Consider the following 23,723-nt stretch of genomic DNA (forward strand, 5'->3'; position numbering starts at 1 on the left):
AGCGGCGTAGTTGATATGATAGAATAGCAGGGTAGTTTGTTTTCGAATAAGAGAGACGAGGTGAGCCGTTTGGCGACATTGATCGACGGAAAAAAGTTAGCAAATGAACTCAATGAACAAACCAAACAAGCGGTTGAGGCGTTAAGTGCAAAGGGCGTTCAGCCTGGATTGGCCGTGATTATTGTTGGGGAGGACCCCGCAAGTCAATTGTACGTTCGAAATAAGCACCGAAAGGCGGCACAATTAGGGATTCACTCCGTGGTGAAGCAGTTGCCGGCAGACATCACTCAGGCGGAGTTGTTGGCTGTTGTTCGCCAGCTCAATTCGGATAGTAGCATTCACGGTATTTTGGTTCAATCCCCACTTCCTGAGCCCCTAGATGAACACGAGGTCACTCGAACCATTTCGCCGGAAAAAGACGTGGATGGCTTTCATCCCCTCAACGTGGGATTATTATATACAAACATGAAGTTACAGTATCCAGTCGCGTGCACCCCTAAGGGGATTATGACAATGTTGGCGGCTTATGATGTCCCATTAAGTGGGAAACACGCCGTTGTGGTCGGTCGCTCTAACATTGTGGGGCGTCCAATGACAGCCTTGTTAATGCAAGCTGATGCAACGGTCACGATTGCTAACCGCCACACCGAAAATCTGAAATCACTGACTCGCCAGGCTGATATTTTAGTTGTGGCTACCGGGGTTGCTCACCTGATTAAGGCAGCGGACGTTAAGCCCGGCGCAACGGTGATTGACGTGGGCATGGACCGGGATGAAAATGGCAAATTAACTGGTGATGTTGATTTTGAAGCTGTTTCTCAAGTGGCTGGTAAAATCACGCCGGTTCCTGGCGGTGTTGGCCCAATGACGATTGCGACATTAATGCAACAAACGGTAGAATTGGCAAAATGGAGTGAGACTAGTGGATCATGAAGATTATTTAACAGTTAGTGCCTTAACTAGTTATATTAAACGTAAATTTGATTATGATCCGTACTTAGGCAAAGTTTACTTAACCGGTGAAATTTCTAATTTTCGATTACGCCCAAACGCACACCAATATTTTAGTATAAAAGATGACCACGCTAAAATTAGCGCAATCATGTTTAAGTCGGCCTTCAATAAGATTAAATTCACCCCAGAGGAAGGGATGAAGGTGCTGGTTTCGGGTCGGATTTCGTTGTATGAACCCAGTGGCAGTTACCAAATCTATGTGGACCGAATGGAACCAGACGGGGTTGGTCAATTCTACTTAGCCTACGAACAGTTGAAGAAAAAATTGGCTCAAGAAGGGCTATTTGCCGCTCAAAAAAAGCCGCTTCCAAGGTTTCCGAAAACAATTGCAGTCGTGACAAGTCCAAGCGGTTCTGTCATTCGAGATATCATTACCACCACTCGTCGTCGCTACCCAATTGCTCAAATTATCCTTTTTCCCGCCCTTGTTCAGGGGACGGAAGCAGCGGCTGACATTACTCGCCAAATTAAACGCATCAACCAAATAGGTGGGTTTGACACCATGATTATTGGGCGTGGTGGGGGTTCGATTGAGGATCTTTGGCCGTTTAACGAAGAAACGGTTGCCAGAGCAATTTTCGAAAGTAAGATTCCTGTCATTTCTTCAGTGGGTCACGAAACGGATACGACGATTGCTGATCTAGTGGCTGATGTCCGTGCAGCAACGCCGACGGCCGCCGCCGAACTAGCGGTCCCGGTCCTCAGTGATGTAATGTTGGCTTTAAAGCAGGATCGACTTCGTTTACTGAACGCTTTCCGACACGAACTGTCAATGTTACGTCAGCAAGTGACGAAATTACAAGCGGCTTATGTCTTCTCCCAGCCGGAGCGGTTATACGAAGGATACAGCCAAAAGGTTGACCTTCTCTCACGGCAACTTCAGCAAGGCATGACCCACCGATTACAGTTAATGACAAGTCGGCTGAACGTCGTTGATGAACGACTGCGAGCTGCGACGCCAAGACATCAAGTGATGCAATTGCAGCAATCGGCCGCAAACTTAGATCAACGCCTCGGGCTAGGAATTCAACAACTATTTATGGGTTACCGGCGGCAACTATCGGAACTGGCCCAATCGCTTGATTACCTCAGTCCACTAAAAATTATGGGACGTGGTTACAGTTATGTGACAAGCGGTGATAAGGTAGTTGCTGACGTCACAACGCTATCAGTTAATGAATCAGTCACGATGCACCTTAAAAACGGGCAAGTAGAAGCCAAAATTACCGACATAAAAGTAGACGAAAAGGATGAGACAAATGAGTGAAAAACCAACTTTCGAAGAGAACCTGGATCATCTTGAAAAAATTGTCACGGAATTAGAAAAGGGAAATGTACCGCTTGAAGAAGCCCTTTCGCAATTTAAGCAAGGGGTTCAGCTGAGTCAGGATCTTCAAGCCAAACTCGACGGGGCAGAAAAGACGCTTGCAAAAATGATGACGGATGAAGATCAAACCGTTGCGTTTGAGGCGCCGTCAGAATCGAAGGATGACGCTAATGGGGACAAAGCTTAATTTTGATGAATTCATTGATCAGTATCGTGACCAGATCAACACTTTTCTTGAAACCAACCTATCAAAGTCGGGCTCAGACCAAGGCCTTGTGAGTGCCATGGCTTATTCGGTTAACGCGGGCGGCAAACGGTTACGTCCCTTGCTCACGTTGGCAGTATTACAAACATTCGACGTTGCTGTGACACCGGCTCGGCTACAGGCAGCGACCGCATTAGAATTATTGCATACTTATTCGCTCATTCATGATGATTTACCCGCGATGGATAATGATAACTTGCGGCGAGGAAAACCCACTAATCACGTTAAGTTTGGAGCCGGGATGGCAACGTTAGCCGGTGATGGATTGCTAACGTTAGCATTCGAATGGATTGCCAGCGCTAAGCTTCCCGTCATTCAACGGATGGAACTGATTCAAGGAATCAGTCATGCGGCTGGACCGGCGGGGATGGTTGCTGGCCAAGCGATGGATATTCAAAATACCCGCCACAAATTGAGCTATACCGCATTAAAGCAGCTTCATGCTGGCAAGACAGGGGCTTTGATTCAGTATGCTGTGACGGCAGGCGGTATTTTAAGCGGCGCAAATGCGGCCGAGATGGCAGCTTTAGCGGCTTACGGTGCGGCCTATGGCCTCGCTTTTCAGATCTATGATGACTTAATGGATGTGATTGGTGATACACAAGCCATGGGAAAACTAGTCCACAAAGACGCCGGAGAACAAAAAAACACGTATCCCGGTTTATTTGGTGTCGCTGGAACAATTGAAAAACTGCAGGCAACTGTAGTAGAGGCCCAGGAGGCTTTGAAAGCGCTCGATTCAAACAATCGGTTAGACGCCAGTTTGCTAGTCTCATTTCTCGAGTATTTCAAGATTAAGGAGTAATAACGGAATGGAAAAACAGCGCGTCGACGTATTATTAGTGAACCAAGGATTATTTGAGACCCGGGAAAAAGCCAAGCGGGCGGTCATGGCCGGCGAAGTTTTGGGGAACAATGAAGAGCGGCTCGATAAGCCTGGGGTCAAGATTCCGGTTGATACCGACCTGCATATAAAGGGGAAACCCTTGCCTTACGTGAGCCGTGGAGGGCTCAAGTTAGCCAAGGCACTTTCCGTATTTAACATTGAGGTTACCGATCGGATTGTATTGGATATTGGTTCCTCAACGGGTGGTTTTACCGATGTCATGTTGCAAAACGGGGCCAAGCGATCTTATGCACTGGACGTGGGTAGCAACCAATTGGTTTGGTCGTTGCGAAATGATGACCGCGTTGTGGTGATGGAACACACTAATTTTCGGTACAGTAAGCCTGCTGATTTTACAGAGGGATTACCAAGTTTTGCTTCCATTGACGTCTCATTCATTTCCCTAGGGCTGATTTTACCACCGCTTCACGCCATTCTAGTTCCTAACGGGGAGGTCGTGGCACTAATTAAACCGCAGTTTGAAGCGGGCCGCGAAAACGTCGGCAAGCATGGCATCGTACGGGACGCCAAAGTCCACGAGGCAGTTATTAATAAAGTCTTGGCCATGGCCGTAGATAGTGGCTTTTCAGCGGAACATCTTGACTTTTCACCCATCACTGGTGGTGAGGGCAATATTGAGTTTCTCGTTCATTTGAAAAAGACGGATGAGCGGCCTGAAATATCTGGTGAAATTCAAGTTCACGAGGTTGTGGCGGCAGCTCACCGAATACTAACTGCATAAAACCATTAATCCACTTTTAAATCTTACGCGAAAGCGTTATTATAATAATCAAGTAAGATGGATAAAAGGGAGATGGGAACGTGAAAAAACAAGATCGTCAGCGATTGATTCGTCGATTATTAAATACGCAAGACGTGGAGCGCCAGGAAGACTTTGTCAGACTCTTGGAAGAACAAGGGATCCATGTTACTCAAGCGACCATCTCTCGGGATATTAAAGAAATGCAACTCGTGAAAGTGCCCTCGATATCAGGTGGGTACCGCTACAATTTGCCAGTTCAAAAGAAGTTAGACGCTAAAAAGAAGTTAAAACGAACGCTGCAAGACGCCTATGTCTCCTTCAGTGTCCAGGGTAAGGATACCTTTTTGAAGGTGTTGCCTGGGAATGGTCCGGCCGTCGCCTCGTTGATTGATCAGATGAAATATGATTTCGTTTTTGGCGCAATCGGTGACGATAATACCGTTTTAACGATTTGTAAAAACGATGCCGGAGCGTTAGCACTTAAAGATGAGATTGAAGATTTACTAAGCTAAACGGGTTGGATTTTACGAGTGGTAAGATCTAGCTCGTTTTTGGCTTGTTCGTTGGTAACAAGCATCAGGAGGTGCCATTTTGCTACAGGAATTATCAATTAAAAACTTTGCTATCATCGCCGCGTTAGATGTAACCTTTGAAGACGGCATGACGGTTCTGACCGGGGAAACTGGCGCCGGAAAGTCGATCATCATTGATGCCGTTGGACTGTTAGCTGGGGGACGCGGTTCGGCCCATTTTATTAGGACGGGTGCGGATAAGGCGGTCTTACAGGGTTCTTTCGAACTTCCGAAGGCTGGTAAAACCACCCAAATGCTTGACGATTTAGGAATTGACCATGATGATGGAACCGTGATTTTGCAGCGGGAACTATACCGGACCGGCCGCAATGTGTGCCGCGTTAACGGGATGTTAGTCAACACGACCACACTCAAGCAGATCGGTGAGACAATCGTGGATATTCATGGTCAAAATGAACACCAGGAATTGATGCAACCCGATCGCCACTTGCCGCTACTCGATGAATTTGGTGGGCATGATCTGAAGACGTTGTTGCAACGGTATCGGAAAGCCTATGCGAACTACCAAAAGTTGCATGAAGCAACCGTCAACCGCAATACCCATCAAAAGGAATGGGCGCAGCGGCTAGATATGTTGCGATTTCAGGTTAAGGAAATTGAGACGGCAAACTTAAGTGCGGGTGAGGAAGATCAGTTGAGGACGCAACGTGATCGGCTCACCAATTTTCAGAAAATCAATGTTGCCCTTCAGGAGGGATTCACTGCTTTAGAAGGCAGTGATGAACTGTCCGGTGCGGTCGATCTAAGTGGCCAAGCGATGAATGCCTTGGCCGGAATCGCCGAACTTGACGCCGATTTTCAGGCCTTATACGACTCGCTGCAGACGGCTTTCTACGCGCTTCAAGATGCGTCCGGTGAGTTATCCAAACAAGTTGATCTTTTAGAATTTGACGAAAATAAGCTCGATGAGATTGAACAACGGCTGGAGGTCATTAAACAGTTAGAGCGCAAGTACGGTGACTCTGAGAGTCAGGTTCTAAGCTATTTCGCAAAAATTAAGGTCGAGTTGGCGGACATGGAAGCTGCTGAAATTGACGAGGGCGACCTAGACGCTAAGTTAGCTGAACAAGCCACTGAACTTGAAGCGCTAGGTATCGCCTTGCGCGAAAAGCGGCAAACGGTAGCTCGTAAGCTTGAAGTGGCCGTTCAAAAAGAGCTGGCAGATTTATATATGGAAAAGACTGTTTTCAAAGTTCATTTTTCGCCTGTCGAGAGTGGTCGGTTTCTGTCCAGTGGACTAGACGATGTTGAGTTTTATATTCAACCGAACCCGGGCGAAGCGATGCAACCCTTAGCTAAGATTGCCTCTGGCGGGGAGCTCTCCCGGTTGATGTTGGCACTAAAAACGATTTTTTCTAAGTCGCAAGGGGTCACTTCCATCATTTTTGACGAAGTGGACACTGGGGTCTCTGGTCGAGTGGCCCAAGCTATCGCTGAAAAGATCAGTGGGATTGCAAACGATTCGCAAGTGCTGTGCATTACCCATTTACCACAAGTCGCTGCAATGAGCGATCACCACTACTTTATCGCTAAGAAAATTATCGGTAAACGGACTGAGACTCATATCACCAAGCTAACTGAACAGGCTCGAATTGAAGAATTAGCTCGGATGCTAGCGGGAACGACCATCACTGAACTGACGTTAGATCATGCGAAGGAATTACTGGAAATGGCCACGGCTGAAAAGGCAGAATCATAGCACAAAAAAGGCGGACAGGCTCACGGGCCTGTCCGCCTTTCAACTAGTCGGAATATGGGAAGTTAAACGCGTTTAAGAAATTGGATTTGGCTGAAGTGAATAAAGCCAGTCACGGCCTGACCCGGACGCTTAATTAAAAGGGTGTTTTGAGGGCCATTGTCAAGGTAGCCGACCATTGTAGCCTCGGTTCCGAGGAGGGCGACTTCCACTAGGTAGTGGCGTGACATGGCTTGATCGATAAAGTAGTGTAGTTGACTAATCGGCATTCTTTCAGGGCCAGTAATATCGAGTAATTGACGGTAGCGGTCGTTGATCTGAGAAGATAGTTTTTTTAAAGCTGTGATTTGATTTGTCATAATTCGTCACCTCGAACATTTGTTTGCATGATTCATTATACGAACAAACGTTTGTGATTGCAACCCCCTAATTAACAAATTTTGGGGAGTTGAATAGGTTGTTTGGATAACCCCTTGTCAACACCTTGCAGTTCGTGCGATAATGTTAGATACTACTAAATAAGGGGATCTCGATTCATGACCAAAAGAGGCATGCTAATTGTTTTGTCTGGGCCGTCTGGCGTTGGCAAAGGTACCGTCCGAAAAGCACTGTTTGATGCAGGTGATACGGATTTTCAATATTCTATTTCCATGACCACCCGCAAACCACGCGATGGTGAGCGCGACGGTGTTGATTATTTCTTCGTCTCTAAGGAACAATTTGAAGCTAATATTCGAGACGGTGAGATGCTCGAATACGCCAAGTACGTTGACAACTACTATGGCACGCCACTAAAGTATGTGAATGAAACGCTAGATTCTGGCAAGGACGTTTTTTTAGAAATCGAAGTTAACGGGGCCATGCAGGTCCGAGCTAATTGTCCTGATGCAGTCTTTGTTTTTCTGACACCTCCAGATCTGATGGAACTTAAACACCGGTTAATCAATCGGGGAACTGAAGAAATTGAGGTTATCAACGCCCGGATAAAGCAGGCGGTTTCAGAAATCAAGATGATGCGCAACTACGATTATGCTGTCGTTAACGATGAAGTTGAAAATGCCGTCAACGGTATTCGGACGATTATTCGTTCTGAACGGTTACGCGTAACCCGGGTCATGCCGGACTACGAACAAATGATTGGAGATGTAGAGTGAAATGTTATTATACCCATCTGTAGATAAATTACTTGAACAAGTGGATTCACGTTATTCCTTGATTATGCTGGCTAGCAAACGGGCCCATGAATTGGATGCTGGGGCAACGCCGTTATTGGACACGTATGAATCTCCGAAAACCATTGGTCAAGCTCTTGAAGAGATTGCCGCTGGGAAGGTCACCATCGATCCAGATCATGAAGATTTAAACTAAGCGATTAAGCCAAGCATTTTGACCGTCTTTCAGTCAGGATGCTTGTTTTTGTTTGGGCGACTATTTGAGTACCCGAACAGGCGTTTTCTTGGTACAATAGACGAAGCGAAACAAAGCAATTAGTGGAGGCAGACCGATGTTAAATGGAAAACATGTGACTCTGTATGTGACTGGCAGTATTGCGGGATATAAGGCATTAACACTGACGCGGTTACTGGTCAAGGCAGGAGCAGTTGTGCGGGTCGTTATGACACGGGCAGCTCAGGCCTTTGTCACGCCACTCAGTTTTCAAGTTCTTTCTAAAAATAAAGTCATGACTGATCCATTCGAAGGGGCAGACCCGGCTGTTGTGGATCACGTTGAACTCGCGGACTGGACTGATTTGGCGATTATTGCGCCAGCGACGGCTCAGTTGATTGGCCAACTGGCGAATGGATTGGCTGATGATATGGCCAGCTTGACGCTTATGGCGACAACAGCCCCAATTCTTTTAGCTCCGGCCATGAATGAACATATGCTGATGAGCCCGGCAGTCCAGCGTAACATTCGAACCTTGAGAACGGACGGCGTCCATTTCGTGGATCCTGAACGAGGGTTTCTAGCGGAAGGTTACTCGGGACAGGGACGCATGGCGGAACCAGAAACAATCGTGACGGCCGTTAGTCAAGTGATTGATGGCGGCGACCAGCCGTTAGCGGGGAAAAAGGTCGTAGTGACGGCTGGCGGTACCCGGGAGGCAATTGACCCGGTTCGATTCATCGGCAATCGTTCCTCTGGTAAAATGGGCTACGCTGTGGCGGCGAGCCTTCAGCAACTGGGGGCAGAGGTCACATTGATTTCTGGACCGACAAGACTTGAAGCACCGAACCACGTTAGCGTTATTTCTGTCACAACGACTGAGGAACTTCGCGATCAGGTTGTTCAGACATTTAAATCGGCTGATGGGTTAGTAATGGCCGCCGCCGTCGCTGATTTTAAGCCGGCTAAGGTTGCTGATCACAAGATTAAGAAAACAACCGATAATGATCATATGGTGCTTGAGCTGGTCAAAACGGCGGATATCTTAAAAGCGGTTGCCACGGTTAAACAAGCTAACCAAGTGACCGTCGGGTTTGCGGCTGAAACGAATGATTTACTGGAGAACGCGAATAAGAAATTACAAAGTAAGCAACTAGACTTATTGATCGCTAACGACGTTTCGCAACCAGGCGTTGGATTTAACGGCGACACAAATCAAGTGACGTTCTTGCAACCAAATCAACCACCCGTTAAAACGCCACTCATGGCTAAAACGGCAATCGCTGACTTGATTGGCGAAAAGGTTGTCGAGTTACTGACAAAAAAAGAGGGTTAAAATGACGCAAATTGCGGAAATTATTGTTGATGTGCCCACTATGCAGACCAACACGCCATATTCATACTCAATTCCGCCGGCGCTGACGGGGTCCGTCCGTCCTGGGATGCGAGTCGTTGTTCCGTTTGGCAATGGTTCTCGCAAAGTTCAAGGATTCGTTTGGCAGCTTGCCGAACAGACCGACTTTTCTCGCCCCCTAAAAGCCATTGATACGGTGATGGACCTCCAACCGGTCTTAAACCAAGAATTACTGGCATTGGCCGATCATATGGCGGTGACAACTTACGCTTTCAAAATTACCTGTCTTTTAACGATGTTGCCGAACGCATTAAAAGCGACTTATGAAAAGTGGGTAATGCCCACTGATACACTAGAGGAATCGATTCGAAAGAAACTTTTTGGTCATGCGGACCGGTTGCTCTTAGACGATAGCAAGTTACCGGAAGAACAGTTGAAATCACTCCTCAAATTGGCGAGTGGCGGAAAGGTGACGGTGTCGTATGCCGTTCGAGATCGTGGGAACGTTAAAACGATCACGATGATTGAACCTGCCATGGCCGCCGATAAACTGCAGGCCGCCAAAGCAACATTACGATCAACGGCCAAAAAGCAGGCGGTGCTGCTCGATTATTTCATCACTCATCCAGAGCCGATTGCCCAACGTGAGCTCGAAAAAGCGTTAGCAGTGAGTTCAACCATTATCAAGACTGCTGAAAAAAATGGGTGGCTCGTCAAAAAAGCGGTCGAAGTTTACCGCGACCCCCTTGCGACAGCAGTGACACCAACCCGGGCACTTACCTTAAATGAGGCTCAACAAACGGCAGTTTCAGCGCTTAAAACCGCTACGAATGACCACAAAGCGGCCACCTATTTACTTGAAGGAGTAACTGGGAGTGGGAAAACCGAAGTTTACTTACAGGCGATTGATAATGCACTTCAAAACGGACAATCCGCGTTAATGCTGGTGCCTGAAATTTCGCTAACCCCCCAAATTGTGGGTCGGGTTCGAGGACGCTTTGGGCAACGTGTTGCCGTGTTGCATAGCGGGTTATCCGCTGGCGAACGATACGATGAATGGCGTCGAATTGAACGCGGAGAAGCAACCGTTGTTGTCGGGGCTAGATCCGCTATTTTCGCACCACTTGAAAATATTGGCATTATCATTATTGATGAAGAGCATGAGGCAACGTATAAACAAGAGGATAATCCACGTTACCACGCGCGCGACATCGCGATTTGGCGGGGGCGCTACCATCACTGTCCCGTCGTGCTTGGTAGTGCAACCCCGTCACTTGAAAGTCGAGCCAGAGCACAAAAGGGTGTCTATCAGCAGTTATTATTGCCCCACCGAATCAACGCTTCAGCACTTCCGAAAGTCACGGTCGTTGATATGACGCAGGAACTTCAAAACCATGCTGAAAGTAATTTTTCGACGGCGCTTCTTAGTGCGCTTAAGCAACGCATGGCAAAGGGCGAGCAAAGTATTTTAATGCTAAATCGCCGTGGTTATTCGTCTTTTGTGATGTGCCGGGACTGCGGCTTTGTGCTGAAATGTCCAAATTGCGATATATCACTGACCCTCCACATGGATACCAAAACGATGAAATGCCACTACTGTGGGCATGAGGAACCAATCCCTAACGTTTGTCCTCAGTGTCATAGTCGTAAGATTCGATACTATGGAACGGGTACCCAAAAAGTTGAAACCGAGTTGAAGGAGGTTCTACCTGACGCTCAAGTCATTCGGATGGATGTCGATACGACCCGCCGAAAGGGCGCGCATGAGCGATTACTCAATAAGTTTGGTCGTCAAGAGGCCGATATTTTACTGGGCACTCAAATGATTGCGAAGGGATTAGACTTTCCCAACGTCACCTTGGTGGGGGTGCTGAACGCGGATACGGGGTTGGGGTTACCGGATTTTCGGGCGAGTGAGCGAACGTTTGACCTGCTAACGCAAGTCAGCGGCCGGGCTGGTCGAGCTGATAAGCCAGGTCAAGTTTTTATTCAGACTTATAATCCAGATCACTATGCGATTCAGCTTGCTAAGGATCAAAACTACGAACGATTCTTCCTGACAGAAATGCAGATGCGACATCGCGGGCATTATCCGCCGTACTACTATTCCGTTAAACTGACAGCAAGTTCGGGAGACGAACGGCAGGCCGCTGAAGCGATGATTAAAATCGTCCGGCAAATCAAAAAGACGTTGAGTCCAGCTGCCATTATGCTGGGGCCAACTCCTGGTGCGGTGGCTCGAGTTAACAACCGGTACTATTACCAATTAGTTATTAAATACAAACAAGAACCAGCGCTGGATCAAGCGCTATTTGAAATTCTGACTGAATATCAGTCAACTGGGCGGATGGGTTTACAAATTGCCATCGACCGAAATCCGATGAGTTTTATGTGATTTTATTTTAGGAGGCTACCAATTTATGACATCAATTGTATTCATGGGAACACCAGCGTTTTCAGCCCCCATTTTGGAGAGTTTATTCAAAGCAGGTTATGATATCAAAGTCGTGGTGACACAGCCAGATCGACCAGTAGGCCGCAAGCACGTTTTGACCGCATCGCCGGTTAAAAAAGTCGCCGTAGCCCACCAGGTTCCAGTTTTGCAGCCGGCGAAAATTAGTGGTAGCGATGAGATGCAACGGGTCATCGACCTTGCACCTGATTTTATTGTGACCGCTGCTTTTGGCCAGTTTTTACCGACTAAGTTATTAAATGCCGTTAAAGTTGCGGCCATCAACGTTCACGCCTCATTATTACCCAAATACCGGGGTGGGGCACCCGTTCACTACGCAGTGATGAACCATGACGCCGAAACCGGCGTTTCCATCATCTACATGGTTAAGAAGATGGATGCTGGTGATATTATTTCCCAACAGGCTATTCCAATCGAACCGACTGATGATGTGGGGACGATGTTTGATAAACTCAGTATAGTCGGGCGCGACTTGCTCTTGGAAACGATTCCCAAAATGCTCACGGGTGAGATTAAACCGGTTGCTCAGGATGAATCGGCTGTGACATTTTCGCCCACCATTAAACCGGAAGAAGAGCAGGTTGATTTCACCCAGTCGGCGACGCTCGTAGACGCCAAGGTCCGCGGTTTGCGGCCGTTTCCAACGTCATTCATTGTCTTGGGCGGTGTCCGTACCAAACTTTGGGAGGTTGCAGTTTTACCTGAAACGACCGCGCTGGGCCCGGGGCAAGTCGTTCGAAAAGAAAAGCACGAACTTGCCATTGCGACCGGTGATGGCGGTGTTGTGGCCTTAAAGAAGCTTCAACCAGCGGGAAAGCCCCAACTTAGTATTACCGACTATTTAAACGGGTCGGACTTACCCTTCGAAGTTGGTGAACAGGTGGTTGATCTATGAAAAAGCCAGATAATAACCCCCGATCACTTGCTGTAACGGCGCTTGTTAAAGTGAAAGGCGGGGCCTATTCGAACCTCCAATTGAATCATTTGATTACGGAAGCGCACCTCAACTCAAACGACGTGAATCTATTGACAACCATTGTTTATGGGGTGATTCAACACGACATGACGCTGGATTTCTGGCTGAAACCGTTTATTAAAAATCCCAAGAAAGTAGCTGATTGGGTGTTCGTTCTTTTAAAAACTGCCGTGTACCAATGGCAATATTTGGAGCGGGTACCTAAGCGGGCCATTTTTGATGAAACCATTAAAATTGCGAAGCAACGGGGGCATGAAGGAATTCGCCGATTTGTGACAGGTGTTTTGCATACGATGGATCGTAACGGGCTACCAGATGCGAGTCAACTTAAATCACCAGTTGAACGGTTGGCAATCACGTATTCTATGCCAGAATGGCTCATTCAGACCCTGAACCAGCAGCTTGGAGAAACTAAAACCAATGCGATTTTAGCCACAATTAACCGACCGGCGAACCAATCTATTCGGGTCAATACTGCCAAGATAACCGATGATGACGCTCGGGTGGCTCTAGTTGCCGAAGGGTATGAGGTGAAGCCAAGTCTGGTTGCCGACCATGCCTTTGTTTTAAGCGGGCGGCCCGCGAGCCATTCAAAATTGTTCAAATCTGGAGCCGTCACGATTCAAGACGAAAGCGCCATGTTGCCAGCCCAGGCCATGGAATTTGACCCGAGTGCCATGGTGTTAGACGCTTGTGCGGCGCCTGGCGGCAAAACGGGGCAGCTGGCAGAACGAATTGATGCGCAAAAAGGTGGCACCGTTGTGGCCCTTGATATTCACGCTCACAAGATTCGTCTTATTCAAAAAAATGCTGAGCGGTTGGGGGTCAGTTCCCGGGTTACTCCGGTAGCGCTTGACGCTCGCAAAGTTGATGAACAGTTTGAGGATGCCACTTTTGAGGCCGTTTTAGTCGATGCACCGTGTTCAGGAATTGGCCTCATTCGCCGAAAACCAGAGATTCGGTATGGAAAGCAACTAGCGGATAGCCAGCGTTTAGCCCAAGTGCAATTAGATATTCTCAATGCGGTTGCCAAAAAAGTTAAAATTAACGGTATAATCACTTACAGTACCTGTACGATTTTGAATCAGGAAAACCGGGATGTCGTTGCGGCTTTCTTGGATCAGCACCCTGACTTTCAGTCGGTCCGTGTGACGACGGCTCAAGGACTAAAACAGGATCGCGCAGCAGACTATTTAGAAATTTACCCGGATGACTATGGTTCAGATGGCTTTTTTATTAGCCAGTTTAAACGGGTTAAGTAATGGGGGACCAAAAGCATGCAAGTTGCATATCAAACAGCAATCGGAAAGCGACGCTCGGATAACCAAGATAACGTCGGCGTTTTCACAAATCGAGCTGGCGTCACCCTCGCCATCATCGCTGACGGAATTGGCGGTAATCAGGGCGGCGACGTCGCTTCTGATATGGCGGTTTCTCATTTTGGTCACGATTTTGAGGTTACTGATTTTACCCATTTTGACGCCGCTTCTGCTTGGCTTAAAGCGCAGGTTAACACTGAAAATGACTTGATTTATAAACAGGCACAAGAATTTGCGGATTTAAAGGGTATGGGGACAACCGTGGTGATTGCCATGGTTTTTGAAACCGAACTATTAATTGGTAACATTGGGGACAGTCGGGCCTACCTCCTACGTAAAGCAGATTTTAGCCAGTTAACTGAGGACCATTCGTTGGTCAACGAGTTAGTGAAACGGGGCGAACTGTCTAAGCAAGCAGCTAAAGTGCATCCCCAAAAAAATGTGATTACCCGATCGTTAGGTGTCGGCACCAGTGTTCAAATCGATCTGCGCTACCAAGAACTTACCGCGGGCGATCAGCTGTTGCTGTGCTCAGATGGCTTGACCAATATGGTGAGTGATTCTGACATCATGCAGGTGTTACAACGGCCATTGCCGTTGGCAACTAAGTGTGATGAACTCATACAAATGGCCAATGCCGCTGGCGGCCTTGACAATATTTCGGTCATCATTATTGATCATGAGCCGGAGGTGAGCGACCGATGAAACCAAACTACACGTTAAACGGGCGGTATCGCATTATTCGGTCACTTGGTGAAGGCGGTATGGCCAACGTTTATCTAGCTCGCGACCTGATTTTAGACCGGGACGTATCCGTTAAGCTGCTTCGCTTGGACTTGCGGGATGATCCACAGACGGTTAAACGGTTTCAGCGTGAAGCACTGGCTGCAACTGAGCTGGTTCACCCCAATATTGTGAGCGTGTACGATGTTGGGGAAGAAAATGGCATGCAGTACCTCGTGATGGAATATGTTGAGGGGATGGACCTAAAAGCCTATATCAAGCAACATTTTCCAATTCCGTATCAAGAAGTTATCAATATCATGGAACAGGTTCTATCCGCCGTTGAAGTGGCCCATGAGCATAATATTATTCATCGGGACTTGAAACCCCAAAATATTTTAATCGACCAACACGGAAATGCTAAAATTACCGATTTTGGGATTGCGGTAGCGCTGTCTGAACATACGTTGACGCAAACCAATACCGTTTTAGGGTCCGTTCACTATCTATCACCAGAACAAGCGCGTGGTGGTATGGCCACGAAACGGTCAGATATTTATTCGCTTGGGATTATTTTATATGAATTATTGACTGGCACTGTGCCATTTAAGGGTGAAACGGCTGTCTCGATTGCGATTAAGCACTTTCAATCCGAGGTACCCTCGGTCCGTGAATTTGATCCACGGATCCCACAGGCCTTAGAAAACGTGGTATTGAAAGCCACTACAAAACGACCGGAAAATCGGTATGGCACGGTTCAAGAGATGGCAGAGGACCTTGAAACGTCGCTTTCTCCGCGTCGTGCCAGTGAACCGCGATATTCGCCAGACGCCGAAGACGATGGTGAGACCAAGGTATTGGATAAGGCCGCCCTGATGGCCCCAGAGTCCCAAGCAGAAACGGTTTCTGAGCCCGCTGACAAGTCCGGAAATAAGAAGAAAAAACGGCCAAAACGATGGTGGTTAAAATGGGTGATTGGTGCCCTAGGAGTACTGCTGGTGTTTTTAGGGATCGCATTATGGCTTGGGAGTCGGCAATCAGTCAGTGTACCTGACGTGTCAGGCATGAACCTTTCGAGTGCTCAGCAGTCAATTAAGGGCGCTAATTTGAAGGTTGGCGAGATTCAACGGCAAAATAGTTCTTCTGTGAAGAAAAATCGGGTCATCAAAACGAATCCTGAAGCTGACGAATCGGTTAAAGAAGACGCTAGCATTGATATTTTTGTGAGCAGTGGACCAAAAATGTTGACCCTTGATAACTATGTCGGCCAGTCTTATACGAAAGCCGCAGCCGAGTTGCGGGCCCAGGGCGTGACAGTTAAAAAACAAAATCAATCCTCAAGCGACGTTCCAACTGGAACTGTGATGAGTCAAAGTCTTGAATCTGGGAGTAAGGTTGAGCCCAAGAAGACCACGATTACCTTTACTGTTTCAGCGGGTCAAAAGTCAGTTGAATTGGCTGATCTGGTTGGCCGCACAAAATCAGATGTGCAAGCCTATGCAAGTGAGCAGTCCTTGAATGTTTCCTTTAATTACCAGTATTCTGATGAGGATAAAGACACGGTGATTGATCAGTCACCAGCAGCTGGGAGCATCGTTAAAGAAGGCACTAGTATCACCGTTACGCTCTCACGAGGAAAACAACAAATGACGCTTGATCAGTTTAATGTGTCAGTTGAAATTCCATTCTCTTCAAAATCTAGTGAAAGTAGTTCTGAAAGCGATAGCGAGTCTGATTCAAGTAGCTCGTCCAGTGACACATTGACGAATACCATTCAGATTTATATCCGTGATAAGGACCACGACTACACGACCGTGTACAAACAGCTCACGATCGCCCAAAATGCGACCGTGACACTGCCATTTTCGGTTGCTGCAGGGAAGAGTGGTGGCTACCGTATTTTACGTGATGGTCAGGTTATTATGTCTGACAATCACGTCACTAAAAATTCACATTAATAGTTACTGCAATTTAAAACCAGTTCTTTTATAATGAAGGGGACTGGTTTTTTAATATGGAAAGGGATGAGCACTTGGCAGAAGGCCAAATTAGACAATCACTGAGTGGTTTCTACGATGTTGTCGACGACGCAGGAAACGAATACCGGACCCGGGCCCGTGGTAATTTTCGAAGTCGGAAGATTACGCCCCTTGTTGGCGATCGAGTTGAATTTAAAGAGGGGTACCTGTTAGCTGTTCTGCCGCGTCGTAACGCGCTAGTGCGACCACCAGTAGCAAATGTTGATCAGGCGATTGTGGCAAGTGCTGTCGTGTCACCCGAATTTTCAGCAAATTTATTGGATCGCCAATTATTGGCACTGGAAATTGCGGGCATTCAGCCAGTTATCTACTTTACTAAAACCGACTTGTTACCAATCGAACGCCACCAGGAATTTGAAACACTGGCGGCGAACTATCGAAAAATTGGCTACGTGACAGTTTTACCAGATCGCGCTTTTGACGACGCCAGTTTGACGCTGATTCGTCAGCAATTGGCAGAGAAAATTAGTGTTTTTATGGGCCAGACTGGGGCGGGGAAGTCGACACTGCTGAACCACCTGGCGCCAGAGCTAAATTTGGCCACGGGGGAAATCTCCAGTGCCCTCAACCGCGGGAAGCACACGACACGACGAGTGAGTCTTTTAGCCATTGCCGATGGACTCGTTGCTGACACACCAGGATTTTCGTCCTACGAGGCATTTAACGTTGATGCTAAGGCTCTGGGGAGTTATTTCCCTGAGTTCGCGGCAGCGTCAGTTCATTGCCGTTTTCGGGGCTGTGTCCACGTTAATGAACCTGGCTGCGCGGTTAAGGCTGGCGTCGCGGATGGCACGATTATGCAAAGCCGGTACGATAATTATTTACTTCTTTACCAAGGTATCAAAAATCAAAAACCAAATTATAAGAAATGAGGCCTTTTTCATGAAAATTGCACCATCTATTTTGAGCGCAGATTACGTTAATTTACAAAAGGACATTGAAGTTGTCGATGCAGCTGGAGCAGAGTTCCTCCACATCGATGTAATGGACGGTTCGTTTGTTCCAGCAATCTCCTACGGTCCAGGTTGGGTGAAAGCAATTCGGCCGATCACTAAAATGACACTTGATGTTCACTTAATGGTTGAAAATCCAGAGCGTTACGTCGAAACCTTTGTGGCAGCCGGGGCCGATATTGTTGGGGTTCACGTTGAAGCAACCCAACACATTCACCGGGCCTTGCAATTGATTAAAAACGCGGGGGCCAAGGCTGAAGTCGTCATTAACCCTGGAACTCCTGTTGAAGCCATCAAACCTGTGTTATACATGGTTGATCAAGTCTTAGTAATGACGGTTAACCCTGGCTTTGGCGGTCAAAAATTCTTGCCCGAAACATTAAAGAAGATTACCCAGTTGGACCAATTAAAGCAAACCGAAGGATACGATTTCGATATTGAAGTTGACGGCGGGGTGAAGGATAATACCATTAAAGATTGTGCAGCAGCTGGTGCAACGGTTGCCGTTGCCGGCTCTTACGTCTTTGATGCGGCCGATCCTGCAGCAATGGTCCAAACCTTAAAGGATGCGACGAAATAAATGACAGTTTTCAATTTATTGGTTGGCGGCCCAACTAGCGAGTGGCCAGACACATTAAAAGCTGGGACGGTTACCGGCCAATGGATTGGCGGTGACCGTGGGACGTTGCGGTTATTAGATCTTGGCATTGATCCCGTTGTTGCTATCGGAGACTTTGATTCACTTAGTCAGTCCGAGTATGAGCGGGTCAGAGCACACGTTGGTGACATTCGAGCAGCTGTCCCTGAAAAGGACGAGACTGACACGGAACTTGCGGTTACCGTCGCATTTCGCGACTATCATGCCACTCAGTTGAACATTTATGGTGCAACGGGCGGACGTCTCGACCATTTGTTGGCAAACTTGTGGTTGGTTTTAAAACCGCGGTATCGCCAACACGCCCATCAGATTCGATTTATCGATCGGCAAAATACGGTGACCTTCTACTTGCCAGGAAACCATGAGATTCAAAAAGAACCCGACAAAAAGTATTTGGCATTCGTGCCACTTGAAGCGGTTGCCAATTTAACCTTACCGGACGAAAAATACCAGTTAGATCATGAAATGGTGCCGTATCCGATTTCCTATGCTAGTAATGAGTTTATGGGGTCAAGTGGCCATTTTAGTTTCACATCGGGGCTCTTGGCAGTGATTCAGAGCAAAGACTAGACGTTAAACCAATCAAAAAGGGAGGTGGACTTGGATTTCCAAGTTCACCTCCCTTTAAATGTAAAGCCGGGTTTAGGGAACAAAAAAAGCCAGGCGGCTGCCTGACTCTCATATGCAGTAATTAAACACGGGTAACTTTGCCTGACTTCAAAGTCCGGGCTGAAACCCAAACCTTCTTAGGCTTACCGTCTACAAGGATACGGACTTTTTGCAAGTTTGGCTTCCATGAACGCTTTGATGAGTTCAAGGCGTGAGAACGTTGGTTGCCAAAGTGGGTCCGTTTGCCGTTAATAAAATCCTTTGCCATTGGGAGATCCTCCTTTAAGACTGATCTTTTTCGTTTTTTAACTCACTAGAATAATTTAGCATACGGTTGCGGGAAAAGCAATACTTTCTTTCAAGTATTTTTACTTGACAGTGATTGCACTTCTTGACAAGTTTGCTATAATTTAAATTTGGCGGCGCTTGTGGTAAACTATATGAGCGTTAAGACTAGCATGCAAGGAGGCTTTCTTAGATGGCCGTTAAAATTAAAACTCAGCACGGGATGATTGACATTGATAACGATGTGATCGCAACCGTTGTTGGTGGTGCTGCAACTGACAACTACGGGGTTGTTGGGATGGCAAGTAGAAATCAAATCAGAGACAACTTAAACGATATTTTGAACCGTGAAAACTACGCACGGGGCGTCGTTGTGCGCCAGGAAGAAAACGGGGTCGCCGTTGACGTCAACATTATTGTGAGCTATGGCACCAAAATTTCGGAAGTTTCTAAAACGGTACAATCAAAAGTGAAATATAATCTTGAGTCCATGTTGGGCATCACTGCAAATTCGGTAAATGTTACCGTTCAGGGTGTTCAAGTTTTGGGTGATTAGTAGAGGGAATGGGAGGATCAATTTGTTGCAAATGAAAGAAATTTCGAACCGCGAGTTCGTAAAAATGGTTGAGGCCGCTTCAACGTTCCTCGATCAAAACGCTGAGTTCGTTAATTCGTTAAACGTGTTCCCCGTTCCTGACGGTGATACTGGTACTAACATGAGTTTATCGCTCGATAGCGGGCTAAAGTACGTTAACGAATCGGCTAGTACAGCGGTCGGTGATTTGGCTGGTGCCCTGGCGAAGGGGTTATTAATGGGCGCCCGCGGGAACTCTGGGGTTATTTTGTCACAAATCTTTCGGGGTTTTTCAAAGAGCGTTAACGGCAAGACGACGCTGTCAGCTAAGGATTTAGCCGCAGCGTTTGCAGCGGGCGCTGAAACAGCTTATAAGGCTGTGATGAAGCCAACTGAAGGAACCGTTTTAACCGTTGTCCGCGAGGCAGCAAAAGCCGCTCGTGATACTGCGGCTAGCTCGGATGATATTGTTGAAGTCATGGACGCTACCTACAAGGCTGCTGACGCGGCACTAGCAACGACACCAGACTTATTGCCAGTTTTGAAGCAAGTAGGCGTCGTTGATTCTGGTGGGCAGGGGTTAACGTTCGTTCTCCAGGCCTTTGACGATGTGCTGAATGGCAAGGAAATTAAGTTTGACAAAAAGCACCAACCTAACCCGACGGAAATGGACGAAATGGTCGATGCTGAGCACCACCGTAGTGTTCAAGGGAAATTAGACCCGAATGATATTGTTTACGGGTACTGCACTGAAATCATGCTTCGGCTTGGTAAGGGTAAGCAAGTTGACCAAAAATTTGACTATGATAAATTTTACAATTACCTGGCCGGTCTTGGGGATTCATTACTCGTTGTGAACGATGATGAAATTGTTAAGGTGCACGTGCATACTGAACACCCTGGTAAAGTGATGGCCTGGGGTCAAGAATTTGGTGATCTAGCTAAGGTTAAGGTTGACAACATGCGGCTTCAGCAAGAAACCATCATGAAGGAAGACCAACAAGAAGAATCAGCAGAAGCTACCCCACTTCAAGGTTCAACTGAAACTCCCGAAACGGCAATCATCACGATTGCGGCCGGCGATGGCATCAAAACGTTGTTTGAAAGCCTCGGGGCTACCACGGTTATTAGTGGGGGACAGACGATGAATCCAAGTACCCAAGATATCGTTGATGCTATTCAAGCAAGTGGTGCCAAACAAGCGATTGTGTTACCGAACAATTCCAACATCTTCTTAGCGGCTGAACAAGCTCAAAAAGTGGTGGGGGTTCCGACCGTTATCGTTCACAGTCGCTCAATCTCACAGGGGATGACCGCACTGTTGGGCTATGAAGCTGAAAATTCCTTGGCGGATAATCAAAGCGCCATGGAGGAAAATTTGAGTACTGTTAAGAGTGGGGAAGTGACCCACGCTGTTCGCGATACGACCGTTGACGGTTTCGACATTAAGGAGGGCGACTTCATGGGCATTATCGATGGTAAAATTGCCGTCGTGACCGCCGATCTTGAAGAAGCCGCCATTCAGATGACCAATAAGATGCTAGACGACGATAGCGAAATTGTGACCATCATTTATGGCGAAGACACCACCGAAGCAGTCGCAGAAAAAATACAAAGTGCAGTTTCGGATATGGACGATGAGCTTGAAATTGAAATTCATGAGGGTGACCAACCGGTTTACCCATTCATTATTTCTGTCGAATAAAAGCAGCGTTAAAAAGTGGCGGTTACTCAATCAGTGGCCGGCACTTTGTTTTGTAAATTTAGGGGAAAGAAGGGGAATGACGTGAAGTTAACGGATTCAGTTGCAACGTTGCCAGGAGTTGGTCCTAAGCGGCTGGCGGCCCTAGCGGCGCTCGGGATCGATACCATCGAGTCACTGCTGACGTACTACCCCTTCCGCTACGAAGATCTCAGCGTTAAACCGCTCAACGAACTAACCGATCAAGAGCAAGTGACGCTAAAAGGGATTGTCGCTGCCCCGCCGACTTTGACCCACTTTGGCCGCCGGAAATCTCGGCTTAATTTTCGGTTATTGATTGGTCAAGATATCGTTCCAGTGACGTTTTTTAACCAACCTTGGCTTCAAAAATCCGTGGCTGCTGACGCACCATTGATGGTTTATGGTCGGTTTGACGCCAAACGAATGGCGTTAAACGGCATGAAAATCATTGGGACCAATCCGGATGATCCAATGGCGCCAATTTATCCGGCTAACGCTAACATTCGTCAGACGACGATCCGCCAGTTGATCGTCGCCGCTTGGGAACAGTATCAAACGGCAATTGAGGCAATCATTCCGCCCGCTATTGTCGCCCACTATCATTTAATGGACCGCCGGCAAATGATTCACGACATGCATTTTCCTGCTGACAGTGATGCGGCCTCTCAGGCTCGACGGAGCGCAAAATTTGAAGAGTTTTTTCTATTTCAGATTCGGTTGCAGGCATTAAAGCACCGCGATCAAACGCAGCAAGGCATTGCGATTAATTACGACAATGAACAGCTGAAACGACTCATTTCGACGCTTCCCTACGAATTAACCGGTGCTCAAAAACGGGTTGTCAACGAGATTTGTCTTGATTTGAAACGACCCATTCACATGAATCGGTTACTTCAAGGAGATGTTGGGAGTGGCAAGACTGTTGTGGCCGCATTGGTAATGTACGCAGCGATTACGGGCGGTTTTCAGGCCGCCCTGATGGCGCCAACCGAAATTCTGGCCGAACAACATGCTAATAACCTGCAGGCAATTTTTGACGGATTCCCAGTTAATATTGCGCTACTGACCGGTTCGACTAAGGCGGCAGCCCGGCGAGAAATTTTACCACGGATTGAAAACGGTGAAATTAACCTGATTGTCGGAACTCACGCCCTGATTCAAGACACGGTCAACTACCATCAATTAGGTCTGGTGGTCATTGATGAACAACACCGATTTGGAGTTGGTCAACGGCAAGCGTTACGCGAAAAGGGAATGAATGCAGATGTTTTGGCGATGACGGCAACACCAATTCCGCGAACCTTAGCGATTACTAGCTATGGTGAAATGGATGTATCCGTTATCGATGAACTTCCTGCGGGTCGAAAACCGGTCACAACGCGGTGGATTAAAGACGCTCAAATCGACTCGGCTGTTCAGTTCGTCAAGGCCCAGCTGGCCGCGGGTCATCAATCCTATGTTGTCACGCCCCTGATTGAAGAATCAGAAGCGGTGGATATGCGGAACGCCCAGGCGATTTATGAACGATTTTCAACGTTATTTTCGCCGACATACCAAGTGGGGCTGCTCCATGGCCGCATGCGAAATGATGAAAAAGAAGCTGTGATGACGGCGTTTAAGGCCAAAGATTTTCAGGTGCTTGTGGCGACCACCGTTATTGAAGTTGGTGTGGATGTGAAAGATGCTACCGTGATGATGATTTACGATGCGGATCACTTTGGGTTAGCCCAGCTTCATCAATTACGGGGTCGCGTCGGTCGGTCTGATCAACAAGCCTACTGCATTCTAATTGCTGATCCGAAAAACGAGTATGGCGTCCAGCGAATGGAAGTCATGACTCAGACTAACGATGGGTTTGTCCTGTCGCAAAAGGATCTTGAGTTACGTGGTGCGGGTGATGTTTTGGGTAAGAAGCAGTCTGGGGTACCTGATTTTAAAGTTGGCGATCCGGTTGCTGATTTAACCATGCTCAGCGTGGCCCAGCAAGAGGCTAAAAAGCTGACCGATGATGCCGATTGGCAGACCCAGCCAACCAATCAGGTTCTTGTGCACTATCTAAATGCGCAGTCAGATCACGAGTATATGTTTGATTAAGAAGGGAAGTTAA

At 47.4% G+C, this 23,723-nt stretch carries 23 protein-coding genes; 21 read left to right on the forward strand and 2 right to left on the reverse strand.

Annotated features, from left to right (window positions below):
* Window positions 1-69 precede the first annotated feature (69 nt).
* From FC96_RS00955 to recN, 7 genes are all read left to right on the forward strand, one after another.
* A complete protein-coding gene (locus FC96_RS00955; RefSeq protein WP_156403124.1) occupies window positions 70-933 on the forward strand; it encodes a bifunctional 5,10-methylenetetrahydrofolate dehydrogenase/5,10-methenyltetrahydrofolate cyclohydrolase in 864 nt (287 codons plus the stop codon).
* Entirely contained in the window at window positions 923-2,281 is a 1,359-nt protein-coding gene (xseA, locus tag FC96_RS00960) for an exodeoxyribonuclease VII large subunit (RefSeq protein ID WP_082593130.1), read from the forward strand. The genes FC96_RS00955 and xseA overlap by 11 nt, the downstream gene beginning before the upstream one ends.
* Complete coding sequence (locus tag FC96_RS00965; protein WP_056941667.1) at window positions 2,274-2,528, forward strand: exodeoxyribonuclease VII small subunit; 255 nt, start codon at window positions 2,274-2,276, stop codon at window positions 2,526-2,528. The genes xseA and FC96_RS00965 overlap by 8 nt, the downstream gene beginning before the upstream one ends.
* A complete protein-coding gene (locus tag FC96_RS00970; protein ID WP_056941668.1) occupies window positions 2,503-3,411 on the forward strand; it encodes a polyprenyl synthetase family protein in 909 nt (302 codons plus the stop codon). Before FC96_RS00965 ends, FC96_RS00970 begins: the two co-directional genes overlap by 26 nt.
* A gap of 7 nt (window positions 3,412-3,418) precedes the next feature.
* Window positions 3,419-4,234: a TlyA family RNA methyltransferase gene (locus FC96_RS00975; protein WP_056941669.1), complete on the forward strand. Its 816-nt coding sequence runs from the start codon at window positions 3,419-3,421 to the stop codon at window positions 4,232-4,234.
* A gap of 80 nt (window positions 4,235-4,314) precedes the next feature.
* Window positions 4,315-4,767: an arginine repressor gene (locus FC96_RS00980; protein WP_056941670.1), complete on the forward strand. Its 453-nt coding sequence runs from the start codon at window positions 4,315-4,317 to the stop codon at window positions 4,765-4,767.
* A 79-nt stretch (window positions 4,768-4,846) separates the two neighbouring features.
* Window positions 4,847-6,547 (forward strand): DNA repair protein RecN, encoded by a 1,701-nt coding sequence (recN, locus tag FC96_RS00985; protein WP_056941671.1) that lies wholly within the window; start codon window positions 4,847-4,849, stop codon window positions 6,545-6,547.
* A 62-nt stretch (window positions 6,548-6,609) separates the two neighbouring features.
* Here the strand turns inward: recN and FC96_RS00990 are convergent, their stop codons facing one another.
* Complete coding sequence (locus FC96_RS00990; protein WP_056941672.1) at window positions 6,610-6,903, reverse strand: hypothetical protein; 294 nt, start codon at window positions 6,901-6,903, stop codon at window positions 6,610-6,612.
* 177 nt (window positions 6,904-7,080) lie between these two features.
* Here FC96_RS00990 and gmk point away from each other — a divergent pair, with 177 nt between their 5' ends.
* From gmk to FC96_RS01045, 11 genes are all read left to right on the forward strand, one after another.
* On the forward strand, window positions 7,081-7,698 hold the full coding sequence (gene gmk / locus FC96_RS00995) for a guanylate kinase (RefSeq protein ID WP_056941673.1): 618 nt from the start codon (window positions 7,081-7,083) through the stop codon (window positions 7,696-7,698).
* A gap of 1 nt (window position 7,699) precedes the next feature.
* Window positions 7,700-7,912, forward strand: a complete 213-nt coding sequence (rpoZ, locus tag FC96_RS01000; RefSeq protein WP_056941674.1) for a DNA-directed RNA polymerase subunit omega — start codon at window positions 7,700-7,702, stop codon at window positions 7,910-7,912.
* Between the two features lie 136 nt (window positions 7,913-8,048).
* Window positions 8,049-9,266, forward strand: a complete 1,218-nt coding sequence (gene coaBC / locus FC96_RS01005; protein WP_056941675.1) for a bifunctional phosphopantothenoylcysteine decarboxylase/phosphopantothenate--cysteine ligase CoaBC — start codon at window positions 8,049-8,051, stop codon at window positions 9,264-9,266.
* 1 nt (window position 9,267) lies between these two features.
* Entirely contained in the window at window positions 9,268-11,679 is a 2,412-nt protein-coding gene (gene priA / locus FC96_RS01010; protein WP_056941676.1) for a primosomal protein N', read from the forward strand.
* A 25-nt stretch (window positions 11,680-11,704) separates the two neighbouring features.
* Window positions 11,705-12,652, forward strand: coding sequence for a methionyl-tRNA formyltransferase (fmt, locus tag FC96_RS01015; protein WP_056941677.1), 948 nt, complete (start codon window positions 11,705-11,707; stop codon window positions 12,650-12,652).
* Window positions 12,649-13,995 (forward strand): 16S rRNA (cytosine(967)-C(5))-methyltransferase RsmB, encoded by a 1,347-nt coding sequence (gene rsmB, locus FC96_RS01020; protein WP_056941678.1) that lies wholly within the window; start codon window positions 12,649-12,651, stop codon window positions 13,993-13,995. The genes fmt and rsmB overlap by 4 nt, the downstream gene beginning before the upstream one ends.
* 15 nt (window positions 13,996-14,010) lie before the next feature.
* Window positions 14,011-14,757, forward strand: a complete 747-nt coding sequence (locus tag FC96_RS01025; RefSeq protein ID WP_056941679.1) for a Stp1/IreP family PP2C-type Ser/Thr phosphatase — start codon at window positions 14,011-14,013, stop codon at window positions 14,755-14,757.
* Window positions 14,754-16,733 (forward strand): Stk1 family PASTA domain-containing Ser/Thr kinase, encoded by a 1,980-nt coding sequence (gene pknB, locus FC96_RS01030; RefSeq protein WP_056941680.1) that lies wholly within the window; start codon window positions 14,754-14,756, stop codon window positions 16,731-16,733. The genes FC96_RS01025 and pknB overlap by 4 nt, the downstream gene beginning before the upstream one ends.
* 74 nt (window positions 16,734-16,807) lie before the next feature.
* Window positions 16,808-17,686 carry a ribosome small subunit-dependent GTPase A gene (rsgA, locus tag FC96_RS01035; protein WP_056941882.1) on the forward strand — a complete coding sequence of 293 codons (879 nt, stop codon included), beginning with the start codon at window positions 16,808-16,810 and terminating at the stop codon, window positions 17,684-17,686.
* A 10-nt stretch (window positions 17,687-17,696) separates the two neighbouring features.
* Window positions 17,697-18,347: a ribulose-phosphate 3-epimerase gene (rpe, locus tag FC96_RS01040; RefSeq protein WP_054660498.1), complete on the forward strand. Its 651-nt coding sequence runs from the start codon at window positions 17,697-17,699 to the stop codon at window positions 18,345-18,347.
* Entirely contained in the window at window positions 18,348-18,995 is a 648-nt protein-coding gene (locus tag FC96_RS01045) for a thiamine diphosphokinase (protein WP_054660500.1), read from the forward strand.
* Between the two features lie 121 nt (window positions 18,996-19,116).
* On the opposite strand, the gene rpmB is transcribed toward FC96_RS01045, so the two are convergent.
* Window positions 19,117-19,302 carry a 50S ribosomal protein L28 gene (rpmB, locus tag FC96_RS01050; protein WP_054660502.1) on the reverse strand — a complete coding sequence of 62 codons (186 nt, stop codon included), beginning with the start codon at window positions 19,300-19,302 and terminating at the stop codon, window positions 19,117-19,119.
* A 210-nt stretch (window positions 19,303-19,512) separates the two neighbouring features.
* Here rpmB and FC96_RS01055 point away from each other — a divergent pair, with 210 nt between their 5' ends.
* From FC96_RS01055 to recG, 3 genes are all read left to right on the forward strand, one after another.
* Window positions 19,513-19,875 carry an Asp23/Gls24 family envelope stress response protein gene (locus tag FC96_RS01055; RefSeq protein WP_054660504.1) on the forward strand — a complete coding sequence of 121 codons (363 nt, stop codon included), beginning with the start codon at window positions 19,513-19,515 and terminating at the stop codon, window positions 19,873-19,875.
* A gap of 25 nt (window positions 19,876-19,900) precedes the next feature.
* Window positions 19,901-21,598 carry a DAK2 domain-containing protein gene (locus FC96_RS01060; protein ID WP_056941883.1) on the forward strand — a complete coding sequence of 566 codons (1,698 nt, stop codon included), beginning with the start codon at window positions 19,901-19,903 and terminating at the stop codon, window positions 21,596-21,598.
* Window positions 21,599-21,679: 81 nt separating this feature from the next.
* On the forward strand, window positions 21,680-23,710 hold the full coding sequence (gene recG, locus FC96_RS01065; RefSeq protein ID WP_056941681.1) for an ATP-dependent DNA helicase RecG: 2,031 nt from the start codon (window positions 21,680-21,682) through the stop codon (window positions 23,708-23,710).
* Window positions 23,711-23,723: the final 13 nt, after the last annotated feature.

Source organism: Secundilactobacillus kimchicus JCM 15530, from assembly GCF_001433995.1.
GTDB lineage: Bacteria > Bacillota > Bacilli > Lactobacillales > Lactobacillaceae > Secundilactobacillus > Secundilactobacillus kimchicus.

Excerpts from the sequence above, each read along its gene's own strand:
- FC96_RS00965 (WP_056941667.1), top strand. The coding sequence starts at position 2,274 with ATGAGTGAAAAACCAACTTTCGAAGAGAACCTGGATCATCTTGAAAAA.
- FC96_RS00970 (WP_056941668.1), top strand. The coding sequence starts at position 2,503 with ATGACGCTAATGGGGACAAAGCTTAATTTTGATGAATTCATTGATCAG.
- FC96_RS00975 (WP_056941669.1), top strand. The coding sequence starts at position 3,419 with ATGGAAAAACAGCGCGTCGACGTATTATTAGTGAACCAAGGATTATTT.
- FC96_RS00990 (WP_056941672.1), bottom strand. The coding sequence starts at position 6,903 with ATGACAAATCAAATCACAGCTTTAAAAAAACTATCTTCTCAGATCAAC.
- gmk (WP_056941673.1), top strand. The coding sequence starts at position 7,081 with ATGACCAAAAGAGGCATGCTAATTGTTTTGTCTGGGCCGTCTGGCGTT.
- rpoZ (WP_056941674.1), top strand. The coding sequence starts at position 7,700 with ATGTTATTATACCCATCTGTAGATAAATTACTTGAACAAGTGGATTCA.
- coaBC (WP_056941675.1), top strand. The coding sequence starts at position 8,049 with ATGTTAAATGGAAAACATGTGACTCTGTATGTGACTGGCAGTATTGCG.
- priA (WP_056941676.1), top strand. The coding sequence starts at position 9,268 with ATGACGCAAATTGCGGAAATTATTGTTGATGTGCCCACTATGCAGACC.
- fmt (WP_056941677.1), top strand. The coding sequence starts at position 11,705 with ATGACATCAATTGTATTCATGGGAACACCAGCGTTTTCAGCCCCCATT.
- rsmB (WP_056941678.1), top strand. The coding sequence starts at position 12,649 with ATGAAAAAGCCAGATAATAACCCCCGATCACTTGCTGTAACGGCGCTT.
- FC96_RS01025 (WP_056941679.1), top strand. The coding sequence starts at position 14,011 with ATGCAAGTTGCATATCAAACAGCAATCGGAAAGCGACGCTCGGATAAC.
- pknB (WP_056941680.1), top strand. The coding sequence starts at position 14,754 with ATGAAACCAAACTACACGTTAAACGGGCGGTATCGCATTATTCGGTCA.
- rpe (WP_054660498.1), top strand. The coding sequence starts at position 17,697 with ATGAAAATTGCACCATCTATTTTGAGCGCAGATTACGTTAATTTACAA.
- FC96_RS01045 (WP_054660500.1), top strand. The coding sequence starts at position 18,348 with ATGACAGTTTTCAATTTATTGGTTGGCGGCCCAACTAGCGAGTGGCCA.
- rpmB (WP_054660502.1), bottom strand. The coding sequence starts at position 19,302 with ATGGCAAAGGATTTTATTAACGGCAAACGGACCCACTTTGGCAACCAA.
- FC96_RS01055 (WP_054660504.1), top strand. The coding sequence starts at position 19,513 with ATGGCCGTTAAAATTAAAACTCAGCACGGGATGATTGACATTGATAAC.